This window comes from Hymenobacter sp., assembly GCF_031398885.1.
Taxonomy (GTDB): domain Bacteria; phylum Bacteroidota; class Bacteroidia; order Cytophagales; family Hymenobacteraceae; genus Hymenobacter.
Genome location: NZ_JANNOD010000031.1, coordinates 1 through 17,649, shown reverse-complemented (window position 1 = coordinate 17,649; position 17,649 = coordinate 1). Strand labels below are relative to the sequence as shown.

General features: G+C 59.5%; 24 protein-coding genes. 2 read left to right on the top strand and 22 right to left on the bottom strand.

The genetic code is table 11. The annotated features are described in order from the left end of the window. Window positions 1-21: 21 nt before the first annotated feature. A complete protein-coding gene (locus RMO51_RS05210) occupies window positions 22-1,188 on the top strand; it encodes an anhydro-N-acetylmuramic acid kinase (RefSeq protein ID WP_310392663.1) in 1,167 nt (388 codons plus the stop codon). A 655-nt stretch (window positions 1,189-1,843) separates the two neighbouring features. Here RMO51_RS05210 and RMO51_RS05205 read toward each other — a convergent pair. The 19 genes from RMO51_RS05205 to RMO51_RS05115 form a co-directional block, all read right to left on the bottom strand. After that, window positions 1,844-2,338, bottom strand: a complete 495-nt coding sequence (locus tag RMO51_RS05205; protein WP_310392660.1) for a hypothetical protein — start codon at window positions 2,336-2,338, stop codon at window positions 1,844-1,846. A 369-nt stretch (window positions 2,339-2,707) separates the two neighbouring features. Continuing rightward, on the bottom strand, window positions 2,708-3,022 hold the full coding sequence (locus RMO51_RS05200; protein WP_310392659.1) for a septum formation initiator family protein: 315 nt from the start codon (window positions 3,020-3,022) through the stop codon (window positions 2,708-2,710). A gap of 76 nt (window positions 3,023-3,098) precedes the next feature. Continuing rightward, complete coding sequence (eno, locus tag RMO51_RS05195; RefSeq protein WP_310392657.1) at window positions 3,099-4,370, bottom strand: phosphopyruvate hydratase; 1,272 nt, start codon at window positions 4,368-4,370, stop codon at window positions 3,099-3,101. Window positions 4,371-4,598: 228 nt separating this feature from the next. Further along, window positions 4,599-5,198: a 50S ribosomal protein L17 gene (gene rplQ / locus RMO51_RS05190; protein ID WP_310392656.1), complete on the bottom strand. Its 600-nt coding sequence runs from the start codon at window positions 5,196-5,198 to the stop codon at window positions 4,599-4,601. A gap of 189 nt (window positions 5,199-5,387) precedes the next feature. Further along, complete coding sequence (locus RMO51_RS05185) at window positions 5,388-6,377, bottom strand: DNA-directed RNA polymerase subunit alpha (RefSeq protein WP_310392654.1); 990 nt, start codon at window positions 6,375-6,377, stop codon at window positions 5,388-5,390. A 91-nt stretch (window positions 6,378-6,468) separates the two neighbouring features. Then, the gene (gene rpsD, locus RMO51_RS05180; protein WP_310392653.1) at window positions 6,469-7,074 is read right to left on the bottom strand and encodes a 30S ribosomal protein S4; all 606 of its coding nucleotides are present in this window, start codon (window positions 7,072-7,074) and stop codon (window positions 6,469-6,471) included. A 26-nt stretch (window positions 7,075-7,100) separates the two neighbouring features. Continuing rightward, the gene (gene rpsK, locus RMO51_RS05175) at window positions 7,101-7,493 is read right to left on the bottom strand and encodes a 30S ribosomal protein S11 (protein WP_035567868.1); all 393 of its coding nucleotides are present in this window, start codon (window positions 7,491-7,493) and stop codon (window positions 7,101-7,103) included. Window positions 7,494-7,632: 139 nt separating this feature from the next. After that, a complete protein-coding gene (rpsM, locus tag RMO51_RS05170) occupies window positions 7,633-8,010 on the bottom strand; it encodes a 30S ribosomal protein S13 (protein WP_188561975.1) in 378 nt (125 codons plus the stop codon). Window positions 8,011-8,117: 107 nt separating this feature from the next. Beyond that, window positions 8,118-8,234, bottom strand: coding sequence for a 50S ribosomal protein L36 (gene rpmJ / locus RMO51_RS05165; RefSeq protein ID WP_046246595.1), 117 nt, complete (start codon window positions 8,232-8,234; stop codon window positions 8,118-8,120). Between the two features lie 219 nt (window positions 8,235-8,453). Beyond that, a complete protein-coding gene (gene infA / locus RMO51_RS05160; protein WP_035567874.1) occupies window positions 8,454-8,672 on the bottom strand; it encodes a translation initiation factor IF-1 in 219 nt (72 codons plus the stop codon). Window positions 8,673-8,677: 5 nt separating this feature from the next. Beyond that, window positions 8,678-9,460, bottom strand: coding sequence for a type I methionyl aminopeptidase (map, locus tag RMO51_RS05155; RefSeq protein ID WP_310392623.1), 783 nt, complete (start codon window positions 9,458-9,460; stop codon window positions 8,678-8,680). A gap of 6 nt (window positions 9,461-9,466) precedes the next feature. Further along, a complete protein-coding gene (secY, locus tag RMO51_RS05150; protein ID WP_310392621.1) occupies window positions 9,467-10,786 on the bottom strand; it encodes a preprotein translocase subunit SecY in 1,320 nt (439 codons plus the stop codon). Between the two features lie 15 nt (window positions 10,787-10,801). Then, window positions 10,802-11,251 carry a 50S ribosomal protein L15 gene (rplO, locus tag RMO51_RS05145; RefSeq protein WP_310392619.1) on the bottom strand — a complete coding sequence of 150 codons (450 nt, stop codon included), beginning with the start codon at window positions 11,249-11,251 and terminating at the stop codon, window positions 10,802-10,804. A 14-nt stretch (window positions 11,252-11,265) separates the two neighbouring features. Further along, complete coding sequence (gene rpmD / locus RMO51_RS05140; protein WP_310392618.1) at window positions 11,266-11,445, bottom strand: 50S ribosomal protein L30; 180 nt, start codon at window positions 11,443-11,445, stop codon at window positions 11,266-11,268. 5 nt (window positions 11,446-11,450) lie between these two features. After that, a complete protein-coding gene (rpsE, locus tag RMO51_RS05135; protein ID WP_409025031.1) occupies window positions 11,451-12,026 on the bottom strand; it encodes a 30S ribosomal protein S5 in 576 nt (191 codons plus the stop codon). 6 nt (window positions 12,027-12,032) lie between these two features. After that, the gene (gene rplR / locus RMO51_RS05130) at window positions 12,033-12,383 is read right to left on the bottom strand and encodes a 50S ribosomal protein L18 (protein WP_310392617.1); all 351 of its coding nucleotides are present in this window, start codon (window positions 12,381-12,383) and stop codon (window positions 12,033-12,035) included. 9 nt (window positions 12,384-12,392) lie between these two features. After that, window positions 12,393-12,947 carry a 50S ribosomal protein L6 gene (gene rplF / locus RMO51_RS05125; RefSeq protein WP_310392615.1) on the bottom strand — a complete coding sequence of 185 codons (555 nt, stop codon included), beginning with the start codon at window positions 12,945-12,947 and terminating at the stop codon, window positions 12,393-12,395. Between the two features lie 27 nt (window positions 12,948-12,974). After that, entirely contained in the window at window positions 12,975-13,373 is a 399-nt protein-coding gene (gene rpsH, locus RMO51_RS05120) for a 30S ribosomal protein S8 (RefSeq protein ID WP_068191741.1), read from the bottom strand. Window positions 13,374-13,744: 371 nt separating this feature from the next. Then, the gene (locus tag RMO51_RS05115; RefSeq protein WP_310392609.1) at window positions 13,745-15,289 is read right to left on the bottom strand and encodes an aldehyde dehydrogenase family protein; all 1,545 of its coding nucleotides are present in this window, start codon (window positions 15,287-15,289) and stop codon (window positions 13,745-13,747) included. Window positions 15,290-15,524: 235 nt separating this feature from the next. Here RMO51_RS05115 and RMO51_RS05110 point away from each other — a divergent pair, with 235 nt between their 5' ends. Further along, entirely contained in the window at window positions 15,525-16,259 is a 735-nt protein-coding gene (locus RMO51_RS05110) for a hypothetical protein (protein ID WP_310392607.1), read from the top strand. 226 nt (window positions 16,260-16,485) lie between these two features. Here RMO51_RS05110 and RMO51_RS05105 read toward each other — a convergent pair whose 3' ends face one another. The 3 genes from RMO51_RS05105 to RMO51_RS05095 form a co-directional block, all read right to left on the bottom strand. Beyond that, a complete protein-coding gene (locus tag RMO51_RS05105; RefSeq protein ID WP_310392606.1) occupies window positions 16,486-16,821 on the bottom strand; it encodes a type II toxin-antitoxin system HicB family antitoxin in 336 nt (111 codons plus the stop codon). 50 nt (window positions 16,822-16,871) lie between these two features. Then, a complete protein-coding gene (locus RMO51_RS05100) occupies window positions 16,872-17,147 on the bottom strand; it encodes a type II toxin-antitoxin system HicA family toxin (protein WP_310392604.1) in 276 nt (91 codons plus the stop codon). A 90-nt stretch (window positions 17,148-17,237) separates the two neighbouring features. Then, window positions 17,238-17,649: hypothetical protein (locus RMO51_RS05095; RefSeq protein WP_310392602.1), on the bottom strand; the 412-nt coding region annotated here is incomplete at its 5' end.

Sequence of the window (17,649 nt, the reverse complement as noted above, 5' to 3'; positions counted from 1 at the left end):
AAAGTTCTCACAGGCTTATTAATGAACCCTGTTCTCGCCCGTCTTTTTACCCTGGCCCAGCAACCCGCCCGCCGGGTCATCGGGTTGATGTCGGGCACCTCGCTCGACGGGCTGGACGTGGCCCTGTGCCGCTGCCAGGGCCAGGGCCCGGCCCTGCGGGTGACCCTGGAGCACTTCGCTACCGTCCCCTACGCTGCTGATTTGCAGCAGCGGTTGCGGGCCATCTCGCAACTCACCGTGGCGCTGCAGGACCTGACGGTATTGCACGCCGAGCTGGCGCGCCGGCACGCCCGCATCGTGCTGGACTGCCTCGCGGCCTGGGACGTTCTTCCGTCGGACGTGGACCTGCTGGCCAGCCACGGCCAAACCGTTTGGCACGCCCCGCGCCACCAGCACCAGCGGACCGATTTTGCCCACCACGCCACGCTGCAAATCGGCGACGGCGACCACTTGGCCGCGCTCACGGGCATCGTCACCGTGGCTGATTTCCGGCAGAAACACGTGGCCCACGGCCTGGAGGGAGCGCCGCTGGCCGGCTACAGCGATAAGCTGCTGTTCGGCAGCGCCACGGAAAATCGGCTGCTGCTCAATCTGGGGGGCATTGCCAATTTTACCTACTTGCCCGCTGCCCCCGGCCCGGGCCTGACCACGGACACCGGTCCGGGCAACACTTTGCTGGATGCCGTCACCCGCCAGCACTTTCCGGGCCGGCTCTACGACGAAGACGGCGCCCTTGCCGCCCAAGGGTCGGTGCACCCGGGGCTGCTGCAGGAGCTACTGGCGCACCCGTTCTTTTTAGCGGCTTTGCCAAAAACGACGGGGCCGGAGCTCTTCGGCCTCCAATACCTGGAGGCGGCGCAGGCCCGCACCCGCACCACTGCCCTGCCCCCGGCCGACCTGCTGGCCACGCTGGTGGAGCTGAGTGCGGCGGGCGTCGCGCAAGCCGTCCAGCAAAGCGGGACCGAAGCAGAACGGGGGGCCCTCGCCGTATACGCCAGCGGCGGCGGCAGCCACAATACTGCCCTGATGGCCGCCCTGCAGCGCCACTTGCCCGCCGCCCGCTTCGCGGCCATTGATGCGCTGGGCATTCCGGCAGATGCCAAAGAAGCGGTGCTGTTTGCCGTGCTGGCCAACGAAACCATTGCCGGCCACCCCAACCTCAGTCTCGGCAAAATCTGCCTGCCCTAGCGGCTGTTTGCGCTGGCCAGCACGGAGTAGGGACGCAAAATATTGCGTCCCTACCCCCGCCAAACAGGTTAAAAAATTAACTCAAACGGATGCTTAGCGGCTGGTTGAATTACTCTGGTCGCGCAATAAGGCACGGGGTCCTGCCCTGCCCGTTTTCGCAATTCGCTTCGGGGCGAAGATGAAGTCCTAACGCGGTTTTCAGGTTCGTGTACACCTTTCACCTCACCCCCAGCCCCTCTCCCGCGGAGAGGGGAGCCGCTCCCGACCTACGGTTGGCCCCCCTCTCCGCGGGAGAGGGGCTGGGGGTGAGGTGAAATGGAAAGCAAAACGTATACACTGACCTGAAAACGGCTATAGGTCAGTTAGTGGAACGGGCAACGACGCAGCTATTGCTGCAAACAGCCCTTCAGTAAGTGCAGGGGCACTTTTCTCACACTTTTTCGATTATTGGCAAATGTGTGAGACCGCTGCTGTTCTCACACATTTGCCGAGAATTGAAAAAGTGTGAGAAAACCTCAAATGCTCGCGCTGAGGGACATTTTTACTTCCCGCTTCGGCCAGAAGCCCATCCTGATTCGTCAGGCTCCCCCTCTTTTCGGGAGACGGGGCCAGCGGAAGTTTTGCGTTAACGACCCGGGCGCTTGCTCGTAGCCGCCTACTTCCCCCTCTTTGCCGGTACCTGGCCGGCGCGCACGCCGAAGCCCAGCACGGCCCGTGAGGCCGTGTCACGAAAGGTCACTTCCAGCAGCACGGGAGGCGTTTTCAGGCTCGAATCCGCCGCGAAGGCGAAGGCGTAGAAGAGGCGCGACGCCCCACCGTCGCCCAGCCGCATGCCCAGCTTGTACAGTTCAATGTCCTGGTGCCGCCGCTGCCCACTCCGCCACAGTGGCCGGGCGGCCGCTTCGAAGCGCCCGAGGCTCACCGAGCGGCGTACTTCCGGGGCCAGGCGCCCGTAGGCAGCGGCGTAGTCGGCCCGGAGCACTGCCCGCAGGAACTGCCCCGCGGCCTGCCCTTGGCTGGGCCGGCGGGGCGGGGGCTTCTGCGCGGGGGCTTGGGCACCGGCCCGGCCGCCGGCCATCACCCAGAACACGAGTCCAATAATCCACGCCGGCCGCCCACGCCCTAGCCACCGGACCACTAGTGCTTGCATGTCCAAAAATAAGCGGGGGCGGCCCGCCAAGCTTCAAACACGGCGGTACTGCTGCTGGCCGTGGCGCCCGAGCGGCTATGAATCGAACAGCTGGCCGACAGATTGCCGCCCGCCGCCACGCTCAGCGGCGAGCGCGACGCGCCCTGCAGGGCCAAAGCGGCCCGGGCTTGCGGCGGCACCGTGGCCACGCGCCCAATAGCCGTTGTACTGCACCACCCCGTCCGAGGTCAGGCGCACGGTCAGTGCCCCCCGGGGCCGTGGGGCCGTACAGCGTACCCGGCTGGTTGTTGGTTAGGAAAATGAGCGGTTTTTGGGGGCACCGGCACACCGGCGCCGGTCTGACGTCGGGTGCTTCGGTCGCCCCGGGTCTTACTCGGTGGTGGCGGGCACCAGCACGAACACGTCCTCGCCGGGGCGCTTCATGAGGTATTTTTCCCGCGCGAATTTTTCCAGCAAAGCCGGCGAGCTCATCAGCTCGGCCCGCTCCCGCTTCACTACCCCAATGTTGTCGAGGTAGTACTGCTTCTCGCTGCGTAGCTCCTGCCACTTGCGGTAGATGTCAAGCTGCTTGCCCAAATCGTTGGCGTCGAACACCAGCATCCACAGCAAAAACCCCATGCCCGTGAGGAAGTAGAAGCTACGCGCCACGCGCAGCACTGGGCTAATAAAAGGCGGCAGTTGCATTGGGGGTAAAGATAATGGGAACGGCCGGTTTCGCTACTGCAAAACCGGCCGTTCCAGCTCTCAAGTACGAGGGCAACTACATTTTCTTTCCCGGAAAGTAGGCCACCTCGCCCAGCTCTTCCTCAATGCGCAGCAGCTGGTTGTACTTGGCCATGCGGTCGGAGCGCGAGGCCGAGCCGGTCTTAATCTGGCCGGTGTTCAGGGCCACGGCCAGGTCGGCGATGGTGTTGTCCTCGGTCTCGCCCGAGCGGTGGCTCATAATGCTCTTGTAGCCGTTGCGGCGGCCCAGGTTCACAGCCGCGATGGTTTCGGTCAGCGTCCCAATCTGGTTCACCTTGATGAGAATGGCGTTGGCAATGCCTTCGTCGATGCCGCGCTGCAGCCGGTCCACGTTGGTCACGAACAGGTCGTCGCCCACGAGCTGGATTTTGCTGCCCAGGCTTTCGGTGTGCAGCTTCCAGCCGGCCCAGTCGTCCTCGTCCATGCCGTCCTCCAGGCTGATGATGGGGTATTTCTTCACCCAGTCAGCCCAGTAGTCCACCATTTGCGAGGAGGTCAGCTTGTCGCCGGTGCTCTTCTTGAAGTGGTACACGCCGTCCTCGTAGAACTCCGACACCGCCGCGTCCATGGCAATGAACACGTCCTCGCCCGGCCGGTAGCCGGCCGTCTCAATGGCCTGCAACACAATCTGAATGGCCTCTTCGTTGGACTTGATGTTCGGCGCAAAGCCGCCTTCGTCGCCCACGTTGGTGCTGAAGCCTTGCTTTTTCAGCACATTCTTCAAATGGTGGAAAATCTCCGTGCCCCAACGCAACGCTTCCGAGAAAGACGAAGCGCCCGTGGGCATAATCATGAATTCCTGGAAGTCAATCGAGTTGTCGGCGTGCGAGCCACCGTTCAGGATGTTCATCATGGGCACCGGCAGCGTCGTGGCGCCCACGCCGCCCACGTAGCGGTACAGCGGCATGTTGGCGTCCAGCGCCGCGGCGCGGGCAGCGGCCAGGCTCACGCCCAGGATGGCGTTGGCGCCCAGGTTGGCCTTGTTAGGGGTGCCGTCCATCTCCAGCATAATCTTGTCGAGCAGCGCCTGCTCGTACACTGAGAAGCCCACCAGCTCCTCCGCAATACGGGAGTTCACGTTGTCCACGGCCTTGAGCACGCCCTTGCCCATGTACTGGGTGCTGTCCTCGTCGCGCATCTCCACGGCCTCGTGCTTGCCGGTGCTGGCGCCGGACGGCACGGCGGCCCGGCCCATCACGCCCGAGTCCAGGGTCACATCAACTTCTACCGTGGGGTTGCCCCGGGAATCAAAAATCTGGCGGGCGTGAATTTGCGAAATGAAGCTCATAGCGGGTCGTTGTTAGCGGTTGAATGAGCTGCAAACCTACGGGAATCGGCCGGCATACGCACGATTATAACGTTAAAACAGCATCATGTAACCTCTCTCGGTGCTTCCCACTGCCCCAACTCTCATGCTTCATTTGCTCAGCACGACACCACCATGTGCTCGGCTCAAAGCAAAAAAGGGACGTACCTCACGGCGCGTCCCCTTAAATAGCAAAGCAATTAAGCCTAATTAAGCACCAGCCTCGTCAGCCTTAGCTTCCTCACGGCTCTCGCCGTCTTTAACAGTCTCGGTAGCCGTATCAGTCGGAGCCGACTGCTCCACAATTGCAGCAGGAGCCACCGCTTCGCCTTTCACTTCGGTAGCCGAAGTAGCAGTGTCGCCAGCAGCTTTCTTGCCACCACGGCTGCGCGAACGACGGGTCGTGGTCGTCTTCTCCGCAGCGGCCGATTTAGCTTCAAGCAGCGTCTCGTTGAAGTCCACTAGCTCGATGATGCACATCTCGGCGTTGTCGCCCAGACGGGTATCGCTCAGCTTCAGGATGCGGGTATAGCCCCCGGGACGGGTAGCAATTTTGCCCGAAATCGTACCGAACAGCTCCTTGATGGATTCTTTATCCTGCAAAGCGGCGAACACCATGCGGCGCGAGTGCGTCGTGTCTTCCTTCGACTTAGTCAGCAGGGGCTCGATGTACTTACGCAGGGCCTTGGCCTTCGCCACCGTGGTGGTGATGCGCTTGTAGAGGATGAGCGACGACGACATGTTCGACAACATGGCGTGGCGGTGGGCGGTAGTCCGGCCCAGGTGGTTAATCTTTCTTCCGTGTCTCATTGGACGTTTGAAAAAGTGTGCGCTTGCGGGCGGCGACCACGGCGGGCCTCAAAGGCCTCATTAGAACCGCTGCCCCTTGGGCGCACTGGTTAATGTGTTGATGAATTAATGCGCTGATGTGCTGATAAAAAGAAGATGTGCCAACACACTGGAATGTCCAGCACATCAGCACATCTTTCAATCAATCATCTAGTCCTCGTCCAAGCGATACTTGCCCAGGTCCATCCCGAACTCTAAACCACGCTCTTCCACGAGGTTTTCCAGCTCGGTCAGGCTCTTCTTGCCGAAGTTGCGGAACTTCATCATGTCGGCAATCTCCAGGGTCACCAGCTCGCCCATCGTTTTGATGTCGGCGGCCTTGAGGCAGTTTTTGGCGCGCACGCTCAGCTCCATGTCCTCCAACGGAGTCTTGAGCATTTTGCGCATCTGCATGGTTTCCTCGTCAATCGGCTCGTCTTCGGTCACGCGCGGACCTTCGAGGGTCATCGTGTTGTCCGAGAACAGCATGAAGTGCTGAATGAGGATGTTGGCGGCACCTTTCAGCGCTTCCTCCGGGTGAATCGAACCGTCGGTCTGAATCTCGATGATGAGCTTCTCGTAGTCGGTCTTTTGCTCCACGCGGGTGTTCTCGATGCTGTACTTCACGTTCTTGATGGGCGTGTAGATGGCGTCGATGGCAATCTGACCGAAGACCTGGTCGTTGGGCTTGTTCTCGTCGGCGGGCACGTAGCCGCGGCCCCGTGCTATCGTCAGCTCGAACTCCAGCTCCTTGCTCGGGTCCACGTGCGCGATGATGTGGTCGGGGTTCAGCACCTCAAAACCGCTGGCGAACTTGCCGATGTCGCCGCCCGAGAAGGTTTCCTGACCCTTCACGCGCACCGTAATCTTGTCGGCAATGGCGTCGCTCGTTTTCTTGAAGCGGACCATTTTCAGGTTCAGGATGATTTCGGACATGTCCTCAATCACCCCTTCAATGGTCGAAAACTCATGCAGCACGCTGTTCGTGCGAACCGACGTGATGGCGAAACCCTCCAGCGACGACAGCAGAATGCGACGCAGCGCATTGCCGATGGTGACGCCGTAGCCCTTCTCGAGCGGCTTAAATTCAAACGTCCCGGTGAAGTCGTCGGATTTCTCCATCACCACTTTCTCCGGCATCTGAAAAGCTAAGATTGACATATGTGGGGCGTAAAAAATTTGAAAAAAAGTTGGTGAAGTATAAGCACAAGTGCGGCCCGGCAAACTGCCGGGCCGCTACCAGTAGCGCTACTTACTTCGAATACAGTTCAACAATGAGCTGCTCGGTGATTTTCTCCGGAATCAACTCCCGGGCGGGGGCGCTGATGAACTTGCCGGCCAACTCCTTGCCGTCCCACTCCAGCCAGGAGAACTGGCGCGAGTTGCGAACCGACAGGCTCGTAGTGATGGCTTCGAGCGACTTCGACTTCTCGCGCACGGCCACGATGTCGCCGGGACGCAGATGGTACGAAGGAATATTCACCACTTCGCCGTTCACGGTGATGTGCTTGTGGCCCACCAGTTGACGGGCCGCGCGACGCGTCGAGGCGATGCCCAAACGATACACGGCATTGTCTAAGCGGGCCTCCAGCAACGCGAGCAAGTTGTCGCCGGTGATACCGGGGAGCGCTGCTGCTTTGTGGAACAGGTTTTCGAATTGCTTCTCCAACATGCCGTACATGTACTTCACCTTCTGCTTCTCCATCAGCTGGACCGCGTATTCCGACTGCTTCTTGCGGCGGCCGCGGCCGTGCTGGCCCGGAGGATAGGCTTTCTTGTTGAGCGCTTTGTCGGGGCCGAAAATCGGCTCGTTGAAGCGACGGGCAATTTTTGAGGTAGGGCCGGTATAACGTGCCATCTTAATCTAAAATCTGAAGTGAAAAACTAAACGCGACGACGCTTGGGGGGGCGGCAGCCGTTGTGCGGCAACGGCGTTACGTCGCGGATGGTGGTCACCTCAATGCCCACGTTGCCGAGGGCGCGGATGGCCGACTCACGGCCCGAACCCGGACCTTTTACGAATACTTCGGCTTTGCGCATACCCAGGTCGTGGGCCACTTTACCGCAGTCGCTCATGGCCATTTGGGCGGCGTAGGGCGTATTTTTCTTCGAACCGCGGAAGCCCATTTTGCCGGCCGAAGCCCACGAAATAACTTGACCGTTGTTGTTGGTGATGGAGATGATGATGTTGTTGAACGAGGCCCGGATGTGTACCTGGCCCACCTGCTCCACCACGACAACGCGCTTCTTGGCTTTGTCTTTTCTTTTTTGTGCCATTTGGTTATCGCAAAAAATGCGGCAGTTGTTGTTTTTAGTTGTCAGTTGCTAGTTGCCAGTTGCTAGTCGAACGAAGACGCTCATTTCACTAACAACTGGCAACTAGCAACTGACAACTAATTACGATTGACGCTGTGAATTATTTGGTTGCCTTCTTCTTGCCGGCCACCGTCTTGCGCTTGCCCTTGCGGGTACGCGAGTTGTTCTTGGTGCGCTGACCACGAACCGGCAGGCCTTTGCGGTGACGCAAGCCCCGGTAGCAACCGATGTCCATCAAACGCTTGATGTTCGTCGTCACTTCCGAGCGCAGCACGCCTTCCGTCTTGTGCTCAGCAGCAATAATGGCGCGGACGGCCCCCGACTCCTCGTCGGTCCAATCCTTCACCTTCTTATTGATGTCGACCCCAGCTTTCACTAGAATCTTCTGAGAATTGCTCCGGCCGATGCCGAAAATGTAAGTCAGGGCGATTTCGCCGCGCTTGTTGTCCGGGATATCAACCCCTGCGATACGAGCCATTGTATGTGGTTATGTGTTTGCGGACAGAAACCCGGCAACTGCTTGGAAGGCGGGAAAGTGGATAACCACCTTCTCAGTACCCAAGGTTCCGGGGTTCTAAAATGGAATTAACCCTGACGCTGCTTGAAGCGGGGGTTTTTCTTGTTTATGACGTAGAGCTTGCCATTGCGGCGGACCAGCTTGCAGTCCACGCTACGCTTTTTAACGGAGGTTTTGACTTTCATGACAAATACGATTTACTGTTTTAAAACTGAGAGTCGCTATTGTTGCTTATAGGTTTCTTCGTTGTGCCTGTTGTTGCGATTTGTTTTCAGCCAGCGAGCAAGATTCATTAGCAGTTTCAAGCCTAAAACGCTTAGGCCAATAAGGACAAAATAGAATAAAATGACTAAACCAATGTTATCGACGAAAAGCATGGCATAATCAATTGTTATACATTATCTCTATTTATAACGATACTTAATCCGGCCCTTCGACAAGTCGTAGGGAGACATTTCCAGTTTCACCTTATCGCCGGGCAGAATCTTGATGTAGTGCATCCGCATCTTGCCCGAAATGTGGGCAATCAACTGGTGGCCGTTCTCCAATTCCACGCGGAACATGGCGTTGGAAAGGGCTTCGAGGATGGTACCGTCCTGCTCAATCGAGGCTTGTTTTGCCATAAGGGCTACTGCAATGCTTTTTCTATGTATTCAAAAGACGTGAGAATCTCCGCCTTATCTTTTCTAATTACTACGGTATGCTCGAAGTGCGCCGAGGGCTTGCGGTCCTTGGTGCGGATGGTCCAGCCGTCTGCCTCCTGCACCACGTCCTTTTTGCCCAGGTTCACCATTGGCTCGATGGCCAACACCAAACCCGTCTGCAAAAGCGGCCCGGAACCCCGCTTGCCGTAATTCGGCACCTCGGGCTTCTCGTGCAGCTTCGCACCAACTCCGTGGCCAACCAACTCGCGCACCACCCCGTAGCCCAGCGGGCCCACGTGGTTCTGGATAGCGTAGCTGATGTCGCCCACGCGGTTGCCGCTCACCGCTTGTTCGATGCCCTTGTAGAGCGACGCTTTGGTTTCCCGCAGCAGCGTCAGCACTTCCGGTGCTACCTCCCCGATTGGGTAGGTGTAAGCACTATCCGAATGAAAACCATTCAGAAAAACCCCGCAGTCCACCGAAAGAATGTCGCCGCTCTTCAGCGGCTCGTCGGTGGCGAACCCGTGCACCACCACCGAATTTGGCGAGAGGCACAGGCTGTAGGGAAACTTATTGTGGCCTTTAAAAGATGGCACCCCGCCGTGGTCCCGGATGAATTCCTCCGCGCGCTTGTCGAGCTGCCGCGTCGTCACTCCTTCCTTCACCATGCCCGCGACTTCGCCGTGGGCCTTGGCCAGTACTACCGCACTGGCACGGATGAGGTCAATTTCTTCTTCGGTTTTATATTGTATGCTGCCGCTGGCCATTGCTGCTTACGAGGCTACTGAAATAGACTGGGCCGTGCGACCGCGCAGCTTCCCCGATTTCATCATGCCGTCGTAGTGCTGCATCAGCAAGTAGCTCTGCACCTGGTTCACGGTGTCCAGCACCACCCCCACCATGATAATGAGTGACGTGCCGCCGTAGAAAGCCGAGAACGGACGCGTCACTCCAAGCAGCAGCGCGATGGCCGGGAAGATGGCAATCAGCGCCAAGGCAATGGCACCCGGCAAGGTAATGCGGGTCAAAATCTCATCGATGTACTCCGAGGTGTCGCGGCCCGGCTTCACGCCGGGCACGAACCCCCCGCTCCGCTTCAGGTCATCGGCAATCTGGTTAGGATTGACGCTGATGGCCGTGTAGAAGTAGGTAAAGACGATGATGAGCAAAGCAAATGTCACGTTGTACTGCCACGACGTGTAATCCGAGAACTTCACGCCGATGTAAGTTGCCAAGTCACTCTGGTTCTGCCATACCGACGCCACAATGGCCGGCACAAACATCAGCGATTGCGCGAAGATGATGGGCATCACCCCCGCCGCGTTCACCTTGAGGGGAATAAACTGACGCTGTGCGTCGAGTTGCGTGGTGCCGCCAACTTGCTTGGCGTATTGCACCGCAATGCGGCGAACCGCCTGCGTAAGCACGATAACCGCCATAACTACGAGGAACAACACCACCATTTCCAGCAGGAAAATCAGGGACTTGTTTACGCCCTTGGCAGCCGCTTCCCCAATGATGGCACCGGGGAGGCGCGACACGATGCCAATCATGATAATCATGGAAATACCGTTACCGATGCCTTTGTCCGTGATTTTCTCACCCAGCCACATGCAGAACAACGTTCCGGCCGTGATGATAATCATGGTCGAAATGGTGAAGAACGTACCCGGGTTGATGATGGCCTCCGCGTTGATGGTGGCAATGAAACCGACCGACTGCGCGAGCACAATCGGGATGGTGAGGATGCGCGTGTACTGGTTAATCTTCTTCCGACCCGACTCTCCTTCTTTCTGGAGCTTCTGAAAGTACGGCACGGCAATCGTGAGCAACTGCAGCACGATGGAAGCCGAGATGTAGGGCATGATGCCCAGCGCAAAGATGGAGGCGTGGCTGAACGCGCCGCCGAGCAGCGTGTCCAGAATGCCGAATAGTCCCTCCGCGCCAGTCTTCAAAAGAGCAGGGTCTACGCCGGGCAGCACTACGTAAGAACCGAGGCGGTAGATGGCAATGAAAAAAAGCGTATTGAGGATTCGCGTGCGCAAATCCTCAATCGCAAAGATGTTTTTTATCGACGTGATAAACTTATTCATTGCCGAAGGTAGGCTTTAGAGCGTTACGGCTTTGCCGCCAGCTTTCTCAATGGCTTCAGCAGCCGACTTCGAGAATGCGTGGGCATGAACCTCCAGGGCAGTGGAAACTTCGCCACGACCGAGGATTTTAATTTTGGCGTTCTTCGACACCAAACCATTCGAGATGAAGTAAGCGGCATCCATGGTGGTGGCGCTGTTCTTTTCGAGCAGGGTAGCGAGCACATCGAGGTTGATGGCTTTGTACTCGACGCGGTTGATGTTGGTGAAACCAAACTTGGGCACCCGGCGCTGCAGGGGCATTTGGCCACCTTCAAAGCCGGACTTGCGCTTGTAGCCCGAACGCGACTTGGCGCCTTTGTGACCACGGGTCGACGTGCCACCGCGCGTGGAGCCTTCGCCCCGGCCAATCCGCTTCTCGTTTTTAGTCGAGCCGTAGGCGGGCGATAGATTGCTGAGATTGAGCATGACGAGTTATAGTCTTACAGTTCGGTTACTTCTAGCAGGTGCTTCACGCTGTGCACCATGCCCATAATGGACGGGTTCACTTCATGCTGCGCGGTGCTGTTCATTTTGTTCAGGCCCAGGGACTGAACGGTGCGCTTCTGACGCTCGGGGCGGTCAATGGCGCTGCGCACGAGCTTTACTTGAATTTGTGCCATGTCAATTAACCGTTAAAAACGCGGGCAAGAGAGATACCACGGGCCTGTGCGATTTGCAACGGGTCCCGCATTTTGGCCAAGGCCGCGAACGTGGCCTTTACCACGTTATGGGGGTTCGACGAGCCTTTCGACTTCGCCAACACATCCTTGATACCGGCGCTTTCGAACACGGCACGCATGGCACCGCCGGCGATTACCCCCGTACCAGCCGCGGCGGGCTGGATGAGCACGAAACCACCGCCGTAGCGGCCTTCCATGAGGTGAGGAACGGTGTGCTTATACATGGGCACTTTCACCACGTTCTTCCGGGCATCGTCAATGCCTTTGGCAATGGCGTCGGTCACTTCGTTGGCTTTGCCGAGGCCGTAACCCACGTTGCCGTTGCCGTCGCCTACCACCACAATAGCAGAGAAGCTGAAGCGGCGGCCGCCTTTCACCACCTTCGCTACGCGGTTGATGGCAACTACTTTTTCCTTGAAGTCGGAATCAGCGCCCATGCGGGAGTTGTCCTTGTTCCGGTCGCGGTCGTTGCTGCGCTGACGGTCTCCGCCAGGACGATTGTTGTCGCGTTCTTGCGCCATGATAGTTTAGAAATTGAGGCCGCCTTCGCGGGCTCCTTCAGCCAATGATTTTACGCGACCGTGGTAGAGGTAACCCGAGCGGTCGAATACCACTTTCGTGATGCCTTTCTCCTGGGCGACGGCGGCAATCTGCCGGCCTACGGCAGCGGCCAAAGCCACGCCGTTGCCACCCTCGGCGGTTACTTTTTTCGACGTAGCCGCGGCCAAGGTGTGGCCGGTGGTGTCGTCGATAATCTGAGCGTAGATGCCCGTATTGCTACGGAACACCGACAACCGGGGCCGCTCGGACGTGCCAGCCACCTTGGTGCGGATGATGCGCTGAATCCGCTTGCGGCGAGTTGCTTTATCAAAAGCCATGATGCGAATTTATTTAGAGGCCGTTTTACCAGCTTTGCGACGGATGATTTCGCCCACGAAACGCACGCCCTTGCCTTTGTAAGGCTCGACTTTACGCAACGAACGAATTTTAGCGGCCACCTGGCCCAGCAACTGATTGTCGATGCTGTTGAGCGTGACAATCGGATTCTTGCCTTTCTCGGTAACGGCCGTGGCGGTTACTTCCTTCGGCAGGGCGATGAACACGTTGTGCGAGTAACCCAGGGCCAGCTCCAGCGTGGTGCCGGCCAGCGAGGCCTTGTAGCCCACGCCTACCAGCTCCAGCTTCTTCTCGAAGCCTTTGCTGACGCCTTCTACCATATTGTTGATGAGCGAGCGGTACAGGCCGTGCATGGCCTTGTGGCGCTTTTGCTCGGTGGGGCGGGTAACGGTGAGGGTACCGTCTTCGATGGCAACGTTGATGTCGCGGTCCACTTGCGTGGTTAGCGTGCCCTTGGGGCCTTTCACCGTTACCACGTTGTCTTTCTCAACCGAAATAGCGACCCCGGCAGGGACGGAAATCGGGAGTTTACCAATACGTGACATAATTGAGTTAGCTAAAGCGGTTCCGGACTAGTACACGTAGCACAGCACCTCGCCGCCCACGTTCTCGGTTTTGCACTCTTTCTCCGTCATCACGCCTTTCGAAGTCGAGATGATGGCGACACCCAGGCCGCTGAGCACGCGGGGCAGGTTGTCGGCAGCCACATACTGCCGCAGGCCGGGCGTCGAAACGCGCTGCAGCTTGGTAATGGCGGGCGCCTTGGTGGTCGGGTTGTACTTCAGGGCAATTTTGATGGTGCCCTGCACCGAAGAATCATCAAAGCGGTACGACTGAATGTAGCCCTTGTGGTAGAGCACCTTCGTGATTTCCTTTTTGATGTTGCTGGCCGGGATTTCCACCACCCGGTGGTTCGCCTTGATGGCGTTGCGCACCCGGGTCAGGTAGTCGGCAATGGGGTCGGTATTCATTGAGAGTTAGCTACGTCCGCTTTTTTCGGAGCGCAAAGATAAGAAAATTTCGTCGGGTGCCCAACGGGACCAACGAAATTTCGGTTAAGACTACTTGGCACGCCCGGCGACGGTGCAGCCAATGGTTTCTTTTGGCAACCTGCCAAATGGTTTGGGGCCTTCCCCAGCTTTTGGGAGTGCAAAGGTAGCAGGCTTCCAGAGCTTTTGCAAGCGGCGGGCCGAAGTTTCCTTGACAGTGGCCCCGGCCGGCGGCCTTGGGAGCGGTTGGCCCGCCGGCTGCCGTTAAACCAGAAACCCCAGCCGCGGACACGACTGAGGTTTTACATGGGTCTATGCCCTGGTTTTATTCCATAATCAAACTCAGTGGGTTCCTACGCTTTCTCCGGCAGCAGCGTGGCGTCGGGGTAATTGCCGAGCACGGGCTGGCCGGCGGGGCCGTTGGTTACGGCCTCAACCAGCAGCTTGCCGCCCACAAAGGCCCCTTTCCAGGATTCGCCCAGGCCGCCGAATACTTCCTCGCGGTCGCCGCGCGAGCGCAGCTTGTTGATGCCGACTTTAAAGGAGCGGATTTCGCGGGCCGTGCGCTGGGCCAACTGCTCGTCGTCGGAGGCGATGGCGGCCACCAGGGCACCGTTGGAGATGTTCATCTCCCCTACCAGCTCCTCCATGCGGTCGACCAGCACGATACTGTCGATGGGGCCGAAGGGCTCCTTGAAGTACAGCTCGCTCTGGCGGGGCAGGTTCACTAGGGCGCGGGGCATGACGTAGGCCGAGCGGTCCTGGCCGGGCAGGAAGAGGCCGTCGTCGAACTTGCCTTCGTAGATGGGCGTGGCGCCGGTTTTGAGGGCGTCGGCGTAGAGGCGGTCGAGGTCCTGGGCCTGGGCGGCGTTGATGACGGGGCCGAAGGCCAGCTCCGGCAGCTTGTCGTCGGCGTGGTCCACCAGCGTGGGGTTGCCCACCTTCAAGCCGCGCAGGGCCTCGGTGTACGTTTCCAGGAACTGCGGGAACAGGCGGCGCTCCACCACGAAGCGCACGTAGGCCGTGCAGCGCTGCTTGCCGTAGTCGTAGCCCTTTTTGAGCTGGTCGGCCAGGGTGTTCCAGTCGCTGTAGTTCCAGATGCCGTAGGCGTTCACGCCCTCCATCTCCAGCATGTAACGCTTGTCGGTGGTGGAGAGGGCGTCGGCGATGTTGCGGGCGTTTTTGCGGCCGCCCACGAAGCTCAGGCAGTCGATGGCGGCGTGCTTCACCAGCGCGTCGCTCAGCTCGCCGCCGGCGCCGCTCACCAGCGTCACGGGCAGGCCGGCCCGGCGCGCCAGGGCAAAGGCCAGGCTCAGGGAGACGAAGCCGCCGTCGGTGGGCGTTTTGGCGATGACGGCGTTGCCGCACAGGGCCTGCACCAGCACGGCGTGCAGCAGCACCGACATGGGGTAGTTCCAGGAGGCAATGTTGCTCACCAGCCCCAGCGGCGTGCGCCGGCCCAGCATCGCGTCGAGGTTGTCGACGTACCACTGGGCGCCGTCCACGGCCCGGTCGATGTCGGTGAAGCCGAGCTTGTAGGTTTTGCCAATTTCCCACATCAGCAGCTTGCCGATGAGCTCGACCTGGGGCCGGAGCAGGTCGAGGGCGGCCTGAACTTTGGCGCGCCGCTCGGCGGGGTCGGTGGCGGCCCAGGCGGGGGCTTCCTGCTTGGCGGCCACCACGGCGCGGATGGCCGTGTCGTGGTTCAGCATGGGCAAGCTGCCCAACAGAGTGCCATCGATGGGCGAGCGGAAGGCGCGGGGCTGGCCGGGCTCCTGCCAGCGGCCTTCCATCAGGTTAAAAAACCCGCCCTCGGGCGTGAAGATTTCCGGGGCTAGCTGCTTCACCTGGGCCAGCAGCGCGGCGTATTCAACCTGGGGCGAAATGATTTTGGGCATGGGGGGTACTGGTTTGCAAGAGGTGAAGCGGGGCGGAAAGAATACAGCATCAAGCTCAAGCTTACTGAATTGTTTACCAGCGGCTCAGAGCGGGGCGCGCCCGGCCCGCGCCGCCAACGGAGGCGGGCCCAAAGCTGGCGCCAAACCGCCCCCGGGCCGGGCCCCTACGGCCCCGCTTTTCCTGCTACCTTGGCCACCGGGGGCAACCCTGCCCCTCACAGTTCCCTTTCTCTTTATGGCCAAGCTCCCAAGCAAGCTCTTCAGCAGCAAATTCCGCAACTGGCTGCTCTACCTCGTCGTGTCGCGGCAAAACCTCAAGTCCATCGCCGGCTACACCCTGCAGGCCCTGCGGCAGGACGGCGAGCGGTTCCAGGCGCAACTCGACCGGCTCCAGCCGCTCTACGACGGCTTCGACACCGGCCTGACCATTCAGGCCGGGGCCAGCGCCGGGCGCGGCTCGCAAACTCTGCAAGCCGACACCGTCTTCGACCTCATCAAGCTGTTCATGCGCCGGGCCTACCGCAAGCACTTTGCCGCGCTGGAGGAAGACAACCCCGCGCTGTTCAAGGAATTCTTCCCGGCCGGCCGCAGCGAATACTCCGGCGCCTCGCGCCAGGGCATGGGCACGACCTTCCCCCGCTTCGTGGCCACGCTGGGCGAGCGCCAGGCCGAGGTGCCCGACGGGGCGGCCCTGCTCGCCGCCGCCCAGCCCCTGGCGGAGCAGTACGCCCGGGCCCGCGAGGCGCAGGACGCCCGCAAGAAGCAGGTGAAGTCGGCCAGCGCCGACCTCAACGCCGACGAAACCGACCTGCTGGTGGAGCTTTTCGGCGCCTACGCCGCCCTGCTGGCCTTCTACTACAAAACCCCGGAGCGCGTCGAAACCTACTTCGACTTCTCGCTGCTGCCCCACCCGCCGCGCCCAGATGCCGACGCCACCCCCGCTCCCGCCCCGGGCCCCGCGGGGGCTTAGGTTTTTCTGTGGGTGCCCGTAAAACGTTTTTCAGAGCCCCTCATTTTTCCGTGGGTGCCCGTAGAGCGTTTTACGGGCACCTATATTTTTCTGGGAGGGTCCGTAAAAGGGTTTTCAGGCACCCACGGAAAAATGTGGGTGCCTGAAAAACGGCTGGCGGGCACCTGGCGAAACTTCGAGTGGTGAAAGCCAGGCAGGGGCGACTCGTGCCGCCACTACCCCCACGCTAGGCTCCCACGTAGCGGGTCAGCGCCTCCCCAATTAGCTGGTTAAGGCTAATGTTGCGCTGCTTGGAGAGTATGGCCGCCTTGCGGTGCAGTTCAGTATTGACGCGCACGTTGAAGGTGCCGGTGTAAGGCTTATCAGGCTTCTTCCCCACCTGCACGCAGGTTTCCAAGTAGCTTTCCACCGCTCCCTCGAAAGCCGCCTTGACTTCTTTAGCCGTCTCACCCTCGTAGGTCACCAGGTCCACGATGGCCTCAATCTTCCCATAGAAGATTTCAGATTCCGGGCTGTATTTTACGATGCTGAAATAGCCTTTATGGGTGAGTACGTTGTCCATTGCGAGTTGCCTTTGACGCCGGGCCGGCTGGTTATTATTCAATGAATTGACTAGCCCCTGCTGGGGTCCACTGCGGGTTGACAGATGTTCAGCTTTTCAATAATCAAGTTCAATTGGTAGGGCTTTAGAATGTTGCCCGGGTGAGGCTGGTGCAAATCCAGCACCTCCTGGCTGGTTTCGTTGTAGAACTTGCGCCGGCTGCCACCCGTCTTGCCGCCCTTTAGCGGTACGAAACCATAAGCAGCCAACAGCCTCTCCAGCTCTTCCCACGTGAAGTCCTTCGGCCGCTTGCAAATCCTGTCGGTCAGTTTATCACGTCTACTCATCTCGTAGCTTCAGTAAGCGCAACGCCTGCACCCGTTTTTTAGTTACTCAAAGCTACCGTCTTTTCCCTTACCGTCTTCACAGAGACTCACTCACAAGCCCGCTAACAGATATCTGCTTTTTTCTACCGCCCCGCCATCCGCCCGGCCGGCATCGGGAGAAACTTGGCGTAGTAGAAGGCCCGGCAGGTGCTCCGTCAAAACGCAACCGGGGTTGCTGCTGCGGGGAGCAACCCCGGGTGCGTTTTGTCTATTCCGGCCCCGGTCCACCAGTAGGGGCATCTTGCCCGTAGGCCACAACGCCAGGTATGCCGCGCGCTCTGCGGTGTCACTCAGATCGAGCAGCCGCTTGTCGATCTCGATGGCCAGCACATCGGCCACACAGGCCGGGGGTTTGGATTCGCTGGACAGGTAGACAAAACGCTGCGGGTAGGCGGCCTCACCCGGCCAGTCCACCAGCACACCCATGGTTTGGGCTTTCAGGGCTTCGCCATCGGTGTCCAGC

Excerpts from the sequence above, each read along its gene's own strand:
- RMO51_RS05210 (WP_310392663.1), top strand. The coding sequence starts at position 22 with ATGAACCCTGTTCTCGCCCGTCTTTTTACCCTGGCCCAGCAACCCGCC.
- RMO51_RS05205 (WP_310392660.1), bottom strand. The coding sequence starts at position 2,338 with ATGCAAGCACTAGTGGTCCGGTGGCTAGGGCGTGGGCGGCCGGCGTGG.
- RMO51_RS05200 (WP_310392659.1), bottom strand. The coding sequence starts at position 3,022 with ATGCAACTGCCGCCTTTTATTAGCCCAGTGCTGCGCGTGGCGCGTAGC.
- eno (WP_310392657.1), bottom strand. The coding sequence starts at position 4,370 with ATGAGCTTCATTTCGCAAATTCACGCCCGCCAGATTTTTGATTCCCGG.
- rplQ (WP_310392656.1), bottom strand. The coding sequence starts at position 5,198 with ATGAGACACGGAAGAAAGATTAACCACCTGGGCCGGACTACCGCCCAC.
- RMO51_RS05185 (WP_310392654.1), bottom strand. The coding sequence starts at position 6,377 with ATGTCAATCTTAGCTTTTCAGATGCCGGAGAAAGTGGTGATGGAGAAA.
- rpsD (WP_310392653.1), bottom strand. The coding sequence starts at position 7,074 with ATGGCACGTTATACCGGCCCTACCTCAAAAATTGCCCGTCGCTTCAAC.
- rpsK (WP_035567868.1), bottom strand. The coding sequence starts at position 7,493 with ATGGCACAAAAAAGAAAAGACAAAGCCAAGAAGCGCGTTGTCGTGGTG.
- rpsM (WP_188561975.1), bottom strand. The coding sequence starts at position 8,010 with ATGGCTCGTATCGCAGGGGTTGATATCCCGGACAACAAGCGCGGCGAA.
- rpmJ (WP_046246595.1), bottom strand. The coding sequence starts at position 8,234 with ATGAAAGTCAAAACCTCCGTTAAAAAGCGTAGCGTGGACTGCAAGCTG.
- infA (WP_035567874.1), bottom strand. The coding sequence starts at position 8,672 with ATGGCAAAACAAGCCTCGATTGAGCAGGACGGTACCATCCTCGAAGCC.
- map (WP_310392623.1), bottom strand. The coding sequence starts at position 9,460 with ATGGCCAGCGGCAGCATACAATATAAAACCGAAGAAGAAATTGACCTC.
- secY (WP_310392621.1), bottom strand. The coding sequence starts at position 10,786 with ATGAATAAGTTTATCACGTCGATAAAAAACATCTTTGCGATTGAGGAT.
- rplO (WP_310392619.1), bottom strand. The coding sequence starts at position 11,251 with ATGCTCAATCTCAGCAATCTATCGCCCGCCTACGGCTCGACTAAAAAC.
- rpmD (WP_310392618.1), bottom strand. The coding sequence starts at position 11,445 with ATGGCACAAATTCAAGTAAAGCTCGTGCGCAGCGCCATTGACCGCCCC.
- rpsE (WP_409025031.1), bottom strand. The coding sequence starts at position 12,026 with ATGGCGCAAGAACGCGACAACAATCGTCCTGGCGGAGACCGTCAGCGC.
- rplR (WP_310392617.1), bottom strand. The coding sequence starts at position 12,383 with ATGGCTTTTGATAAAGCAACTCGCCGCAAGCGGATTCAGCGCATCATC.
- rplF (WP_310392615.1), bottom strand. The coding sequence starts at position 12,947 with ATGTCACGTATTGGTAAACTCCCGATTTCCGTCCCTGCCGGGGTCGCT.
- rpsH (WP_068191741.1), bottom strand. The coding sequence starts at position 13,373 with ATGAATACCGACCCCATTGCCGACTACCTGACCCGGGTGCGCAACGCC.
- RMO51_RS05115 (WP_310392609.1), bottom strand. The coding sequence starts at position 15,289 with ATGCCCAAAATCATTTCGCCCCAGGTTGAATACGCCGCGCTGCTGGCC.
- RMO51_RS05110 (WP_310392607.1), top strand. The coding sequence starts at position 15,525 with ATGGCCAAGCTCCCAAGCAAGCTCTTCAGCAGCAAATTCCGCAACTGG.
- RMO51_RS05105 (WP_310392606.1), bottom strand. The coding sequence starts at position 16,821 with ATGGACAACGTACTCACCCATAAAGGCTATTTCAGCATCGTAAAATAC.
- RMO51_RS05100 (WP_310392604.1), bottom strand. The coding sequence starts at position 17,147 with ATGAGTAGACGTGATAAACTGACCGACAGGATTTGCAAGCGGCCGAAG.